Source organism: Centipeda infelix ATCC 43532 (assembly GCF_000234095.1).
In the GTDB taxonomy this organism is placed as follows: domain Bacteria; phylum Bacillota; class Negativicutes; order Selenomonadales; family Selenomonadaceae; genus Centipeda; species Centipeda infelix.
On the sequence record NZ_JH376797.1, the window covers coordinates 603,769 to 616,954 of the forward strand.

The 13,186-nt window shown below is 56.9% G+C and carries 15 protein-coding genes; all 15 read right to left on the reverse strand.

The annotated features are described in order from the left end of the window. Positions 1 to 17: 17 nt before the first annotated feature. A complete protein-coding gene (locus HMPREF9334_RS03025) occupies positions 18 to 896 on the reverse strand; it encodes a GHMP family kinase ATP-binding protein (protein WP_006692028.1) in 879 nt (292 codons plus the stop codon). Further along, a complete protein-coding gene (cobS, locus tag HMPREF9334_RS03030; protein ID WP_006692029.1) occupies positions 887 to 1,654 on the reverse strand; it encodes an adenosylcobinamide-GDP ribazoletransferase in 768 nt (255 codons plus the stop codon). The genes HMPREF9334_RS03025 and cobS overlap by 10 nt, the downstream gene beginning before the upstream one ends. Then, positions 1,651 to 2,619 carry an adenosylcobinamide-phosphate synthase CbiB gene (gene cbiB, locus HMPREF9334_RS03035; protein WP_006692030.1) on the reverse strand — a complete coding sequence of 323 codons (969 nt, stop codon included), beginning with the start codon at positions 2,617 to 2,619 and terminating at the stop codon, positions 1,651 to 1,653. The genes cobS and cbiB overlap by 4 nt, the downstream gene beginning before the upstream one ends. Continuing rightward, complete coding sequence (locus tag HMPREF9334_RS03040) at positions 2,616 to 4,139, reverse strand: cobyric acid synthase (RefSeq protein WP_006692031.1); 1,524 nt, start codon at positions 4,137 to 4,139, stop codon at positions 2,616 to 2,618. The genes cbiB and HMPREF9334_RS03040 overlap by 4 nt, the downstream gene beginning before the upstream one ends. Then, entirely contained in the window at positions 4,139 to 4,711 is a 573-nt protein-coding gene (gene cobU, locus HMPREF9334_RS03045) for a bifunctional adenosylcobinamide kinase/adenosylcobinamide-phosphate guanylyltransferase (RefSeq protein ID WP_006692032.1), read from the reverse strand. Before cobU ends, HMPREF9334_RS03040 begins: the two co-directional genes overlap by 1 nt. Next, the gene (locus tag HMPREF9334_RS03050; protein ID WP_006692033.1) at positions 4,699 to 6,066 is read right to left on the reverse strand and encodes a cobyrinic acid a,c-diamide synthase CobB; all 1,368 of its coding nucleotides are present in this window, start codon (positions 6,064 to 6,066) and stop codon (positions 4,699 to 4,701) included. Before HMPREF9334_RS03050 ends, cobU begins: the two co-directional genes overlap by 13 nt. Positions 6,067 to 6,077: 11 nt before the next feature. Then, a complete protein-coding gene (locus HMPREF9334_RS03055) occupies positions 6,078 to 6,713 on the reverse strand; it encodes a precorrin-8X methylmutase (protein ID WP_006692034.1) in 636 nt (211 codons plus the stop codon). Positions 6,714 to 6,730: 17 nt separating this feature from the next. Beyond that, positions 6,731 to 7,513, reverse strand: a complete 783-nt coding sequence (gene cobK / locus HMPREF9334_RS03060; protein WP_006692035.1) for a precorrin-6A reductase — start codon at positions 7,511 to 7,513, stop codon at positions 6,731 to 6,733. Next, positions 7,510 to 8,265, reverse strand: a complete 756-nt coding sequence (cobJ, locus tag HMPREF9334_RS03065; protein ID WP_006692036.1) for a precorrin-3B C(17)-methyltransferase — start codon at positions 8,263 to 8,265, stop codon at positions 7,510 to 7,512. Before cobJ ends, cobK begins: the two co-directional genes overlap by 4 nt. Then, positions 8,253 to 9,341 (reverse strand): cobalt-precorrin 5A hydrolase, encoded by a 1,089-nt coding sequence (locus tag HMPREF9334_RS03070; protein ID WP_006692037.1) that lies wholly within the window; start codon positions 9,339 to 9,341, stop codon positions 8,253 to 8,255. The genes cobJ and HMPREF9334_RS03070 overlap by 13 nt, the downstream gene beginning before the upstream one ends. Then, positions 9,338 to 10,093, reverse strand: coding sequence for a precorrin-4 C(11)-methyltransferase (cobM, locus tag HMPREF9334_RS03075; protein WP_006692038.1), 756 nt, complete (start codon positions 10,091 to 10,093; stop codon positions 9,338 to 9,340). The genes HMPREF9334_RS03070 and cobM overlap by 4 nt, the downstream gene beginning before the upstream one ends. 9 nt (positions 10,094 to 10,102) lie before the next feature. Continuing rightward, the gene (gene cbiT, locus HMPREF9334_RS03080) at positions 10,103 to 10,678 is read right to left on the reverse strand and encodes a precorrin-6Y C5,15-methyltransferase (decarboxylating) subunit CbiT (RefSeq protein ID WP_006692039.1); all 576 of its coding nucleotides are present in this window, start codon (positions 10,676 to 10,678) and stop codon (positions 10,103 to 10,105) included. Beyond that, positions 10,675 to 11,316, reverse strand: a complete 642-nt coding sequence (gene cbiE, locus HMPREF9334_RS03085; protein WP_156792900.1) for a precorrin-6y C5,15-methyltransferase (decarboxylating) subunit CbiE — start codon at positions 11,314 to 11,316, stop codon at positions 10,675 to 10,677. The genes cbiT and cbiE overlap by 4 nt, the downstream gene beginning before the upstream one ends. Further along, positions 11,313 to 12,419, reverse strand: coding sequence for a cobalt-precorrin-5B (C(1))-methyltransferase CbiD (gene cbiD / locus HMPREF9334_RS03090; protein ID WP_006692041.1), 1,107 nt, complete (start codon positions 12,417 to 12,419; stop codon positions 11,313 to 11,315). Before cbiD ends, cbiE begins: the two co-directional genes overlap by 4 nt. Positions 12,420 to 12,519: 100 nt before the next feature. After that, a complete protein-coding gene (lexA, locus tag HMPREF9334_RS03095) occupies positions 12,520 to 13,134 on the reverse strand; it encodes a transcriptional repressor LexA (RefSeq protein ID WP_006692042.1) in 615 nt (204 codons plus the stop codon). Positions 13,135 to 13,186 lie beyond the last annotated feature (52 nt).

A 13,186-nucleotide genomic window follows, 5' to 3' on the forward strand; every position in this document is an offset into this window, starting at 1 on the left:
CTCTCTCCCTTATATAATTATGGTCGAATCTCACAGACAACACCGCCGGAAATCAGGCGCACCGTCTGCATATAACGGTAACGTCCATCAAACTCCGCGGCAAGTTTCAGCGTCTTTTGCACAACATCCCGCTCCTGCAGATCCGACGCCCAGAGAACACCGACCACGGTTCCACTGTGTGCGACAAGGGTTCCGAGTGCCCCCCATCGCTGGGCAGAAACAATGAAGTCCTCCAAATGAGGCTTTTCCAAATGCTCCTGATTGAGCCGTGCACTTCCCGTCGCGACCTGACCCAGCAACATTTCCTTCCGATGTCCTTCCGCGCGAAACGCCTGATCCACCATATGAAGAAGCTGCCGATATGCCGCATCTTGATTTCCGCGATTTCCCTTACTTTTATAATATGTAATCGTGTCAACCGTTCCTCCCACATCGAAAATCGAAATGGAAAGGAGCGGGACATTGCCATACTGCCCGAAGAGTTCCCCTGTCGTATGGCTGACATGGGACAGCCCCCCAAACGCAATGCCATCGCTTGGCTCAATGGCAATAGCGATGGCCATGATCTCGCGCCCCGTAAGCTCCCGACCAAAGCTGCGTGCCGTCGCATAAGCGACTGCCGCGATATCCGCACTCGAGGATGCCATGCCCTTTCCCTGAGGAATTTCAGAGGCCAAACAGATGCCGAACGGAAGGGAATCCTGTCCGATGTACGCAAGCGTTCGCGCCACTGCCTCCTCTGCCTTTGCACCAAGCCCGTGCATCCCCGTAAACGCATCGGAAACCGTCGCCACGGCATACATACTGATTGGTGCAGTCACGAGGAAGGGTGTCCCATCGAGGACACCTTCCACAAGTTCGCCACAGGACGCCGGCGCTTTTGCAATTATCTCCATAAGAGCCCCCAAACATTTGAATAAGATGAAGCTAGTGAAAATACCGCGAGGACAATGGTCTCCGTGAGTACGGTTGCAGCACCATAGACATCTCCTGTCACGCCTCCGAGAATCGCGGTCATCCAGCGGCAAAAGAGGAGTGCGAAGACAATGCCGAGCACAAGTGCGAGCGTCGCGAGGAGTCCGATCGGGATAACGAGTACAGAGGTCGTAACGGCAGCAATCGCAACAGTCCCGCGATCCGCCATATCCGCGAACGTCTTCCCCATGCCGTCCGCGCGTGCATAGGGAAAGCACGAAACGGCAAGCACCATCGCCATCCTGCCGATGATCGGCATGACGAAGAACACGGGTACAAGAAGAGGCGGACTCATATCAAGAAGCAGTGCAAACTGAAGGAACATGAGCAGGACAAAGGCCACGACACCGAACGAGCCGACACGGCTGTCCTTCATGATCTCAAGCTTGCGCTCGCGTTCGCGCCCCGAGAACACGCCATCCGCCGTATCCATAAAGCCGTCCGCATGGAGACCGCCCGTCAAGAGAAGGGGCAGGATCAGCAACAGCGCAGCAGTGAGTGCCCGCATTCCAAGAACAGAGACGAGAATCCATGCGGCAAACGCGTAGCAGATCCCAAGCACAAGGCCGACAAGAGGAAAGAATCGCGTGCTGCGCCCGAAATCCTCCGCAGTCCATACGGTTTGCCGCACAATACGAATCCGTGTAAGAAATTGAAGACCGACCAGAAAAGAGTTCATGAAACGCCTCTATGGTAGAGAGAAAATAGATAGTAAAAGAGCAGGAAGAGTACACTTGCTGTATACATGAGACGAATCGCTCCAAGGATGTGTTTCGCCGAGATATCCATATGCGCATCGCCCATATAGGCACGGAAATGCCTCTCTCCAAAATAATAATTCACACCGCCAAGACGGATATGCAGTGCGCCCGCAACTGGGGCCTCCGCATGACCGCCGTTCGGGCTCGGATGCCCTGCCGCATCGCGCACGAGGATGTTCAGCGCGTTGCGTCCATCATAGCCGAGGAGGTACGCCGCCATCACAAAGAGCATCCCCGTGATGCGTGCCGGGACGAAGTTCAGTACATCGTCCACACGTGCCGCCATACGCCCAAAGTAAAGGTAGCGCTCATTCTTGTAGCCAAGCATGGAATCCATCGTATTCGCCGCACGATAGAGTACGGCAAGCGGCGCACCGCCGAACGCAAAGAAGAAGAGCGGTGCTATCACACCGTCCACCGTATTTTCCGCCACGGTCTCAATTGCCGCGCGCGCCGCATCCGCCTCATCGAGCTGTGCCGTGTCACGCCCAACAATGTAGCCGACGTGCTCCCGTGCCGCTGCAAGATCGCCCTTGACCAGCAGTGCGTGAATGTCCTGCCCCGCCTTTGCAAGCATACGCGGCGAAATGCAGAAGTAGAGCAGGATCATGCTGACCAGATCCGCGCCCCACGCAACGGGAAGCTCGCGAGCCGCAAGCAGCAGCCCCTCTGCACATGCGTAAGATATACAAAGTACGAGCAGAGTGAGAAATGCCCCCATCGCAAATTTACGCTGATCGCTTCCGTTTGTGGGATAGAGCAGTCGATCCAACCAACCGATCAGACGACCAAGTACCGCAACGGGATGCCAGCGCGACTGCGGGTCGCCAAGCACGGTATCGAGAAAGAATGCCGCCATGGCAATGAGCGAGGCAGGGATCATCGATCCCCCTCCAGAATCGCCTGCAGCTTCTCCATATCGAGGCTCGCACGCACCGTCTCCGCAAGGCGGTCATAGGCACGTTCCTTCTCCTCACGATAGCGGTACTGCACAGGTATTTCCGACCAACCGCGCTGTACGCGCAATCGGTTCAACAGACTGCGCCGAAAATCGTCGTCGTCGAAGATGCCGTGAATGTATGTACCTATGACAAGCCCGTCGGACGAAACAGCACCGTCGGACACAAAATGATCTTCCTGAGCAATATGGAATGGACGAATGGTCTTCTCCAAGAAGTCCGTCTGCCCCATATGAATCTCATAGCCAAGAAGATTTCTCCCGAAAATGTGCGCCCCAAGAAAACTAAAATCCGCGGATGCTGTCACCTGACGCAGACGTTTCTGCGCCGCAAACGTCGTCTCACTCGGAAGGTAAGCAAATCCTGCTGTCTCGTCGTGCTCTGACTCTGTATGCAGCGGGTCACGTACAACTTTGCCAAGCATCTGATAGCCACCACAGATACCAAAGAGCGGCGTACCCACCGTCACACGCTCCCGAATCGCGGTTTCAAGCCCCGTTTCGCGGATGTAGAGCAGATCCTCCGTCGTGTTCTTTGAGCCCGGCAGCAGGATGAGATCGGGTGAACCGAGTTCATCGGGAGTTGTCACATAGTAAAGCGCGACATCCGGCTCACCCGCAAGTGCATCAAAATCCGTAAAATTCGAGAGTTTTGGCGTACGGATGACTGCGATTTTCAACTGATCGTCACGCGCGGAAGTATCTCCATAACGTTTCTCATCCAGAGATACCGAATCCTCCTCGTCGATGCCGAGCTGTTCGATATGCGGAACGACACCGAGTACGGGCTTACCCGTTTTTTTCTCAAGGAAGTCGAGCGCAGGGGTCAGCAACGTCACATCCCCACGGAATTTATTGATGACAAGCCCCTTGATGAGGGCACGTTCCTCTGCGTCAAGCAGTTCAAGGGTCCCAACGAGAGAGGCAAGCGCACCGCCGCGGTCGATATCCGCGATGAGGAGGACGGGGGCTTGCAGATGCTTCGCCACACGCATATTGACGATATCATTCGCCTTGAGATTGATCTCGGCGGGACTGCCTGCTCCCTCAATCACGAGCAGATCGTATTCCGCACGGAGGCGATCAAGTGCCTCTTCGACAGCCCCCCACGCCTTGAGTGAGTAGCCCTTATGGTATTCGCGTGCACTCATGTTTCCGACCGGTTCGCCCATAATGACGACCTGCGACTGGGAGTTTCCCGTCGGTTTCAGAAGCACAGGGTTCATATCGACCATGGGGGCAAGTCCCGCCGCCTCCGCCTGTGCGACCTGCGCGCGCCCCATCTCGCGCCCGTCAAGGGTGACATAGGAGTTCAGCGCCATATTCTGTGCTTTGAACGGAACAGTGCGCCGCCCCTCCTGATGAAAGATGCGGCAAAGAGCCGTTGTCAGAATACTTTTACCAACATGGGAGCTCGTGCCCATCAGCATAATGCTCTTTGCCATCAGATCGCCTCCGCAAGTTTCTTAATATTTACGGGAATCCCGCAGGTGACGAGATAGACCTCTGTCGCACTCCGCGCAATCTGTTGATTTGCGAGTCCCGCCATATCCCGATAGAGCCGCCCGAGACGATGCTCCGGAACGATGCCCGCCCCCACCTCATTTGTCACAAAGATCGTGGTTGCATCGACCTCCTCAGCCGCCTGAATGAGTGCTTGGATCCGCTCCTCCACATGGAGGGAAAAGGCATCCCGTTCCTGTTCTTCCTCGGAATATTGGAGCATATCGTTGCTCAGAAACATGGTGATACAATCGAAGAGAATCACGCCATGCTCCGCTCCTGCGGCACGAATGGCATTCTCTGTATCAAAGGGGGCTTCATAGGTCGCCCAGTCTGCAGGCCGGCGGGACTGGTGAAGGTCAACACGCACCTGCATCTCTGCATCGTAGACCTGCGCGGTCGCAATGTAGGCAACCTGCGTCCCATGCGTTGCGGCACAATGCGCGGCATAACGCTCGGCAAATGCAGATTTTCCAGAGCGGACGCCGCCCGTGACAAGAATTATCTGCCCCATCTGCAACATGCCTCCACAAAACGCTCGGCAGCCGAACTGCATCCCGCGAAATGCAGATGCAGATAGCTGCCAAGCGCGTTCTTATAGATACATCCTGCCGCATACTGCGCTCCGTTGCGCAGCTTCGTGAAGCGAAATGGACGCACAATCTCAGCCGTCCCATCCGTCTCCTCAACGGAGAAGTGAAACTCATGCCCATGCAGAAGAAGCCCGGCAGAGCCAAGGACGGTATCCACGGTCTGCTCCGCCTCCACATAGCCGACCATCTGCAGTTTCTCCGTCATGCGTGCACGCAGGGGGAATACCCCTGCCATCTCATGCTCTGCACCCGCAAAATCGACAAGCGACCGCATCAGATACATATAGCCGCCGCATTCGGCGTAGACGGGCATTCCCGCCTCTGCCGCACGACGAATGGAGGCACGCATGGAGGTGTTTGCAGAAAGCCGCCCCGCAAACATCTCGGGGAAGCCCCCGCCGATGATGATGCCGTTCACGTCGGGCAGTGTTTCATCATGCAGGGGGCTGAACTCTACAATCTCCGCGCCGCGCACCTCAAGTTCTGCAAGACTTGCCGCATAGTAAAACGAAAACGCCTCGTCCCGCGCGACACCAATACGCACGGGAACGGTTTTCTTCTCGCTTCTGTCCTCTGCAATCGTCAGCGGTTCGGCACCGCGAGCAAGTTCCAGAATCCCGTCCAGATCCAGCCCCGCCTCTACACGCGCCCTCACGGCGCGAACCGTTTCCGCCGCCGCATGTTCCTCGACAGGGGTCAGTCCAAGATGTCGCTCGGGCAGTGCCAGTGCGGCATCTCGGCGCAGCGCACCGTAGACACGCAGATCAATGCCTGACATCGCCTCACGGATCATCTCCTCATGCGTCTCACTGCCAAGACGGTTGAGGAGGACTCCCGCAAGATTCAGTTCGCGATCATAGGTGCGGAAACCGAGTGCCGTCGCTGCCGCCGATGCACCAACCGACTTTGCATCAATGACGAGGAGGACGGGGGCGCCCAGAGCCTTTGCAATTGCAGCAGTCGAGCTGATGCCGCGCCGTCCGCCGTCATAGAGCCCCATGACACCCTCGATGACGGCGATATCCGCACCCGCACATTCGCGTGCGAAAATCTCCGTCAGCCGATCCTTGGGAACAAGCCATGTGTCGAGATTATGTCCCGTACGGCCGCTCGCGAGTTGGTGATAGCCAAGATCGATATAGTCCGGCCCCACCTTGAACGACTGCACACAAAGACCACGCGCGCGCAGAGCCGCGAGAAGCCCCGTCACAAGTGTCGTCTTGCCGCCGCCCGACTGTGTCGCCGCAATGACAATGCGCGGAATATTCCACTGCATGAGTTTTCTCCTTAGGGACGTGTATTGTCAATGGTATACATGAGCGCGTTGATCGCCGCTGCTGCGATTGGACTTCCGCCCTTCGTTCCCTCAACTGTGATGTACGGGACAATCCCGTTCTCTGCAAGCTCCGCCTTGGATTCCGCAGCACCCACGAATCCGACAGGGATTCCCACGATACACGCAGGACGAATCCCCTCCTCACGCACAAGGCGCAGCACCTCAAAGAGTGCCGTAGGAGCATTGCCGATAGCGACGATACTGCCGTCAAGATCCTTGCCAAATCGACGCATGGCGACCATGGAACGCGTAATTCCAAGCTCCTTTGCCTCAGCGGCAATCTCTGGATCAGCGACCAGACAGTGTACCTCACCGCCGAAGGATGCGAGCTTCTTCTTGTTGATGCCTGTACGCACCATCTCAACATCCGTGTAGATGTGTGCGCCTGCCTTCAGTGCCTCGATGGCGCGGTCAATCGCCTCGGGATGCACACGCGTGATCGGCGCATAGCCGACATCACCCGAGGCGTGAATCAGGCGCGAATAGAGCTTCGTCGCGCGCTCATCCAGATGCAGTTCCGCCAGATGGGGGGCAATCAGCTCCATGCTACGGTTTTCAATTGCCATTGGTGCCTTGATAAAGTCCATGAAAAAAACTCCGATTTCTACGATTCCATCACCGAATCGACAAATTGCTTTACTTCCTCAAAGGTATGTGCCAAATGCGGATAATCGAGCACGGGGCGATCAATCACAATGACAGGCAGGCCCAAATCTTCCGCTGCTTGGAATTTTGCATCCGTACCGCCAATCGTCCCGCTGTTCTTCGTCACAATGACATCCGCTTTGTACTTTTCATACATTGCACGATTCAGCTCGCGCGAAAACGGTCCCTGCATTGCGATGATCTGTGCCGGTGTCAGGCCAAGCCCCTCACAGAGGGCAATCACATCTGCCGTCGGCAGGACACGCGCAATCAGCGTACAGTCTGCCAGCGGCTCTGCCCGCACAAAGCGTTCCAGATTGCGGCTGCCCGTCGTCAGAAATACGTTTCTCCCAAGCCGTGCAGCCGTCTCTGCCGCCTCCTCGTAGGAGTGTACGAGATGCACATTTTCATATGAAATATTCGTCAGATCGCGCTCAAAGCGGATGTAGGGAATCCCCTCCGCCGTGCATGCTGTCATGGCATTGCGTGAGACATTGACGGCGTAGGGATGGGTTGCATCTACAAAGGCGCGGATACCGTGCTCCTTGAAAAAAACGCGGAGCCCATCCTCATCGAGCGGTGTATCGTTGATGAGCAGATGACCGATGGCCTTTTCCCTCTGCTCTGCAAGGAGCTGCTGCCCATAGGAGCTAACCACCGACGCAGCCACATCATAGCCTGCCGCACAGAGGCAGCGCACGATCTCACGCCCGTCCTGCGTTCCCGCTGCTGTGAATATCAAAGCCCCGGCTCCCGCTTCTGATAGCCGCGCGGCGTAATCATCCAGTCACCCACCTGCCGCGTCTTCGAGTTGCCAATGATGACAAGCGAGAACATATTGATGTCCTCCTTCGTAAATTCACCGAGCGTCGAGATCAACACGGCCTCATTCGTACGGCTTGCCCCCGTTACAATGCCGACGGGAGTTTCGGGTGCGCGATGGCGCAGAAAAATTTCCTGCACCGCATTGATCTGCCCCACGCGCTTATTGCTGCGCGGATTATAGAGTGCCGTGACAAAGTCGCCCTGTGCCGCCAGCTCCGCACGCTCCTGAATGATCTCCCACGGTGTGAGCAGATCGGAGAGGCTGATAACGACAAAATCATGCATAATGGGCGCACCGAGAAGTCCTGCCGCCGCGCTCATCGCAGAGACACCGGGAATGACCCCGCCAAACTCGGGACGCTCCGCTTCATCCATCTTCACGAGCAGTTCGAGAACCAGTCCCGCCATGCCATAGATACCGGCATCGCCGCTCGATATAACGACGACCGTCTCTCCCTCCGATGCAGCCTTGAGTGCCGCGCGACAGCGGTCAATCTCCTGCGTCATCCCCGTATCGAGCACCGTTTTCCCCTCGACCAGCTCCGCAATCAGATCCACATATCGCTTGTACCCGACCACCGTCGTCGCCTCTTCGATTGTGCGACGCGCACGATAGGTCATATCATCCAGACTGCCGGGGCCGATGCCCACAACACTTATTTTTCCCATAGGAGTGCCACCGTCACTTTCCCAAATGATGTTTTTCCGAGCGCCATGCGCCCGCCTTCTTGTCCTGCCGCACAAAGTGCCGCCGCCTCGGATACGTTGCCGACACCGATCGTCTGTCGGACAAAATCGGACTCCGCGAGCCCATATCGTTCAATCATCGCCGCAAGTTCCTCGTTCGGGTAGAAATGAATTTCCCGCCCGAGGGTCGCCGCAGCTGCCAGCAAACCGTCCTCATCCCTCTTGACTATGGTGCTTGCAAAAAGGTCGATCATGGACGGCTCGCGTCCAATCATACTGCACGCCTCCGTCAGTGCACGCAGGATTTTCGCCTCAGGTACTCCCGCACGGCAGCCGACACCTGCAATCAGACGACGCGGCACGAGGTAGAGCGTACGCGGCTCATACTCCTTCGGCATATCCTCCGCACACGAGATAACGACGCGGTATTCATCCGCCCCCACGGGCGGTATTTCCCCCCGAAAAAGGCGCGTCTGTATTTCCTCCGCGCGCAGCTGTGCCTCATAGAACGCAGCGTGAGGAAGGTCACTCGCAATGTAATACGAGAGTTCCTTCCCCTCAAGCAGTGCCGTATTGAGCACCTGGATCGCCGACTTTGGCACGGGACGCAGTGCCAACCGCGCCGCCATCGCATCCGGTGCAAGAACCCCCGTCACATCCGTCGCCGTCGTGATGACGGGATCAGCCCCCACCGCCGCACAGAGCCTGCGTGTGAGTTCATTCGCACCACCAATATGTCCCGAGAGGAGACTGATGCCGTGCCGCCCAGCCTCATCGAAGACAAGCACAGCGGGGTCATACAGCTTGCTCTCCACATACGGCGCAAGCATACGCACAACAATCCCCGTCGCCATCACGCATATCAGCGCGTCATAGCGCGCAAACGCCGTCTTTATGGCATCTGCGAGACGCGTGAAATACACCGTCTCATGCGCCGTCGCGATGCTGTCACGCAAACGCTCGGGCAGATAAATGATTCCGCCGCCCTCCACTGCGCCGGAAAGGCGCAAAGCAAGGTGTGCGCCGCCCGCGGTCAGTGCAAAAAGAGCCGTTCTCACGACTTCGCGTCCCGAAACATATGCGAAAATCCGGGCGCATAGAGCTGCGAAAGATCATATTCCGTATCAAGGCAGTCCCCGACGACGATCATCGCCGTGCGGTCGATCTCCTCCGCCTTGACCTGCGCCGCAATCGTCGCAAGTGTACCGCGCAGGATTTTCTGCTCCGGCCACGTCGCACGCTGCACAATGGCAATCGGCGTAGTTTCCTCATATCCGCCCGCGATGAGTTCCGCCACAACATCCTCGATCATTGCAATCGAGAGAAAGATGCACATGGTCGCATGATGCGCGGCGAGACTGCGCAGTTTCTCACGCTCGGGTACGGGTGTCCGTCCCTCGTTGCGCGTAATGATGACCGTCTGTGAGATGCCGGGCAGTGTGTACTCCTGCCGCAGTGCCGCCGCCGTTCCGAGGAAGGAACTGACCCCCGGTACAACGTCGTAGTCAAATCCGCGTTCCTTCCACGCGTCCATCTGCTCCTGAATCGCTCCGTAGATCGCGGGATCTCCCGTATGCAGACGCACGGTCATCTTGTCCTCGGACTCCGCCTTGGCAATGGTCTCTACGACTTCATCCAAGGTCATATGCGCCGAGTTGTGAATCTCCGCGCCCTCCTTGCACATATCGAGGAGTGCAGGATTGACGAGCGAGCCAGCGTAGATAACGACATCCGCCTCCGCGAGATAACGTGCGCCCTTCACCGTGATGAGTTCGGGATCACCGGGGCCCGCACCAACAATATGAATCATATATATGCCTCACTTTCTTTGAGCGGTTATGATATAAATAGGATTGAGCGCTTTTGCCATATCGTACGGACCGACGCGCTCCAACCGACTGATCTGCACCTGTATCGCCTCATAGGTATAGCGATCTGCATGTGCATGAAAATAATCCAGACAGGCGGCAACCGTCTGCATCGTAATCGCATTCGTCACAATGCGCCCTGCAGGACACAGACGCGCCCCGATGATGTCCAGGATGTCCGCGAGTTTGCGCCCACTGCCGCCAATCAGAGCCACATCGAGTGCGGGCAGTCCCTCCAGTGCAGCAGGGGCTGCTCCATCGACGACGGTTATATTCTCCACACCGAAGTGCTTTGCATTCTCCGTAATCAGACCGATACCCTCGGGATTTTTCTCAATTGCATACACATGTCCCGCAGGTGCAAGCCGCGCCGCCTCGATCGAAAGCGATCCGGTCCCCGCGCCGACATCGTAGACGATGGCATCCGGCGCGATCTGTGCCTTGACGAGAGTGAGGATGCGAATCTCCTCCTTTGTCATGGGCACCTTGCCGCGTACAAATACCTCATCCTTGATTCCAAGATTCATAGCTCCTCCTCCTGTGCGCAGACAACGATCACACCGTGTCCGATGCCTTCATCGTTCTGTGCCGCCCCCAAAGTTGTTTCTATCACGCGCTCGTCCGCATACGAAAGCCGTGTGCAGACATACATGATGTCTCCCTCCCGCCATCCACGGGAAAGCAGTCGTGCGGCAATCGTTTGCGAATTGCTGCGCCCGTCCGTCAGCATCCCGAGCACAGCACCGTCCGTACGGACAAGTTCCGTTTCGAGAGGTTCACGCCCATGAAAGCTGAGAAGCCGCGCATCATGCCATGGCAGCGCGAGCCGTGCAAAGGCAAGCTGCAGCGAGCTGATTCCGGGAACGACCTCGATCTGTCCAACGGAAAATGTGCGCCGCAGGGCATCGAGCAAAGAGTAGTAGCCGGGGTCGCCCGAGACCATGACCACCACATCATCCTCTGCAAGAGCATCCCGAATAAAAGCAAGCACGCCCGGAATATCCGCACCAATGACGCATTCACGCGCCCCACTGTGCGAATAATCCGCAAGTGCTCGTCGTCCCCCGACAAGGATACGCGCCTTTTCGATCATTTTCTGTGCTTTCGGCAACAGATAGGCGGGATCTCCGGGGCCTATCCCAACGACAATAATTTTATGCATCACTGCTCAAGTCTCCATCCATAAGAGCGTGCAAAGGAACGTGCCCGCTCGTCCGCACCGAGAATGTCTCCCGCAAAGTTTACCATCAGCGCACCGACCTGAACCTTGCCAAAGAGATAGCGCTCCGCACGTATATGGACGCGCTCCGCGATTACGGAACAAACGCGATCCATCAGCCCTGCGCCAGAGATGACCTCCATCGCATCCTCCGTCGTATTTGCCGCGAGGACGGCGCGCACATCATCCTGTGGCAGCCCCTCAGCCGCAGCATAGGCAGCAAGCGTCTCAAGGCGTGCATCCGCAATGCGGTTGTGCGTGTGAAATACCCCCGCCGCCACCTTCACCAACTTGCCTGTATGGCCAAGGATGAGGATGCGCTCTGCTCCGCGCTCTGCCGCGCGATCCAACATGAACCCGATGAAATTGCTCGTCTCGATGAGCGCCGTCTGCGGTACGCCGAGCGAGAGCGCGATTTTCTCCCCGATCTTGCCGGGTACGAATACGAGCACGGGCTCATTCGCCGCAAGTGCCACATCGATCTGCGGCACAAGGGAATCCTTGAACGCTTCCTCCGACATTGGACGGAGAACCCCCGTTGTTCCGATCACGGAGATTCCGCCCTCGATACCAAGTACAGGGTTCAAGGTTTTCTTCGCTAGCTCCACACCTGCGGGAATGGCGATCGTCACGCGTGCACCTGTATCGGTACGCCCCGTCATCTCCTCGATGACGTTGCGAATCAGCTTTCGTGGACCTTCATTGATCGACGGCTCGCCGACGGGGAGACTCATGCCGCGCTTCGTCACCGTGCCGACACCCTCGCCCGCACAGAATTCGATCCCTGTCTCATCACGCAGTGCGACCGTTGTGAACACAGAGGCACCATTTGTGATGTCGGGGTCATCGCCCGAAAACTTCACCACTTCGGCCCGAATCCCCTCCGCCGTCTCCGTGACAGACTTCACCGGAATCGTCAGAGGCGTTCCGTCGAGCGCAGTCAGGTCAACCGTATTCCAATCCGCCCCCGCCATAAAGAGAAACGCAGCCTTGACCCCCGCCGCCGCACATGCACCCGTCGTATAGCCGCTGCGTAAATTCTTTGCCATAGTCACCTCTCAAATGACAGAAAAACAGAATTATTATATCATTGTTCCATGCAAATGAAAAGAGAGCACCATGCTTTTCGCACAGCGCCCCCCCAAAAACTCAGATATGCCGATAGAGCCCAATGACCTTGCCGAGAATCTGCACATCCGTCTCGTAGAACGGCTCCATCGAGTCGTTCTCCGGCTGGAGGCGAATGCAGTTCTTCTCGCGGAAAAAACGTTTCACCGTTGCCGATTCGCCGTCCACAAGTGCCACCACGATATCACCGTCGTTCGCGGTCGGCTGCTGTTTTACAAGGACGAAATCCCGATCGAAAATACCGACGTTAATCATGCTGTCGCCTTGGATGCGCAGCATAAATACATCCTCTGCCGTACCGATCAGTCCACGCGGGAAGGAAAACACATCCTCGACATTCTGCTCCGCGAGAATTGGCTCGCCCGCCGTCACAACACCGACAAGCGGAACGGGGATCGTACGCCCCCACGGATTCTCACCCATGATGTCAATCGCGCGGGGCTTTGTCGCATCACGGCGGATTGCCCCGTTCTCCTCAAGCATGGAGAGATATCGGTGCACCGTCGAACTGGACTTCAGTCCGACCGCCGACCCGATCTCACGCACCGAGGGCGGATATCCCTTCTCCACCAAGAAATCTTTGATATATTGCAAGATTTCGGATTGACGCCGTGTGGATATTCTGGTCTTCTTCACACTAATACCCCCTGACAGGTTTTTCGTACACACATAGCCGCTTTTATCATAG

Coding starts and splice junctions, on each gene's coding strand:
- cbiT (WP_006692039.1), bottom strand. CDS start 10,678: ATGAATCTTGGAATCAAGGATGAGGTATTTGTACGCGGCAAGGTGCCC.
- cbiD (WP_006692041.1), bottom strand. CDS start 12,419: ATGGCAAAGAATTTACGCAGCGGCTATACGACGGGTGCATGTGCGGCG.
- HMPREF9334_RS03040 (WP_006692031.1), bottom strand. CDS start 4,139: ATGGCAAAGAGCATTATGCTGATGGGCACGAGCTCCCATGTTGGTAAA.
- cobM (WP_006692038.1), bottom strand. CDS start 10,093: ATGATTCATATTGTTGGTGCGGGCCCCGGTGATCCCGAACTCATCACG.
- cobS (WP_006692029.1), bottom strand. CDS start 1,654: ATGAACTCTTTTCTGGTCGGTCTTCAATTTCTTACACGGATTCGTATT.
- HMPREF9334_RS03055 (WP_006692034.1), bottom strand. CDS start 6,713: ATGGACTTTATCAAGGCACCAATGGCAATTGAAAACCGTAGCATGGAG.
- cbiB (WP_006692030.1), bottom strand. CDS start 2,619: ATGATCCCTGCCTCGCTCATTGCCATGGCGGCATTCTTTCTCGATACC.
- HMPREF9334_RS03025 (WP_006692028.1), bottom strand. CDS start 896: ATGGAGATAATTGCAAAAGCGCCGGCGTCCTGTGGCGAACTTGTGGAA.
- cobU (WP_006692032.1), bottom strand. CDS start 4,711: ATGGGGCAGATAATTCTTGTCACGGGCGGCGTCCGCTCTGGAAAATCT.
- HMPREF9334_RS03050 (WP_006692033.1), bottom strand. CDS start 6,066: ATGCAGTGGAATATTCCGCGCATTGTCATTGCGGCGACACAGTCGGGC.
- cobJ (WP_006692036.1), bottom strand. CDS start 8,265: ATGGGAAAAATAAGTGTTGTGGGCATCGGCCCCGGCAGTCTGGATGAT.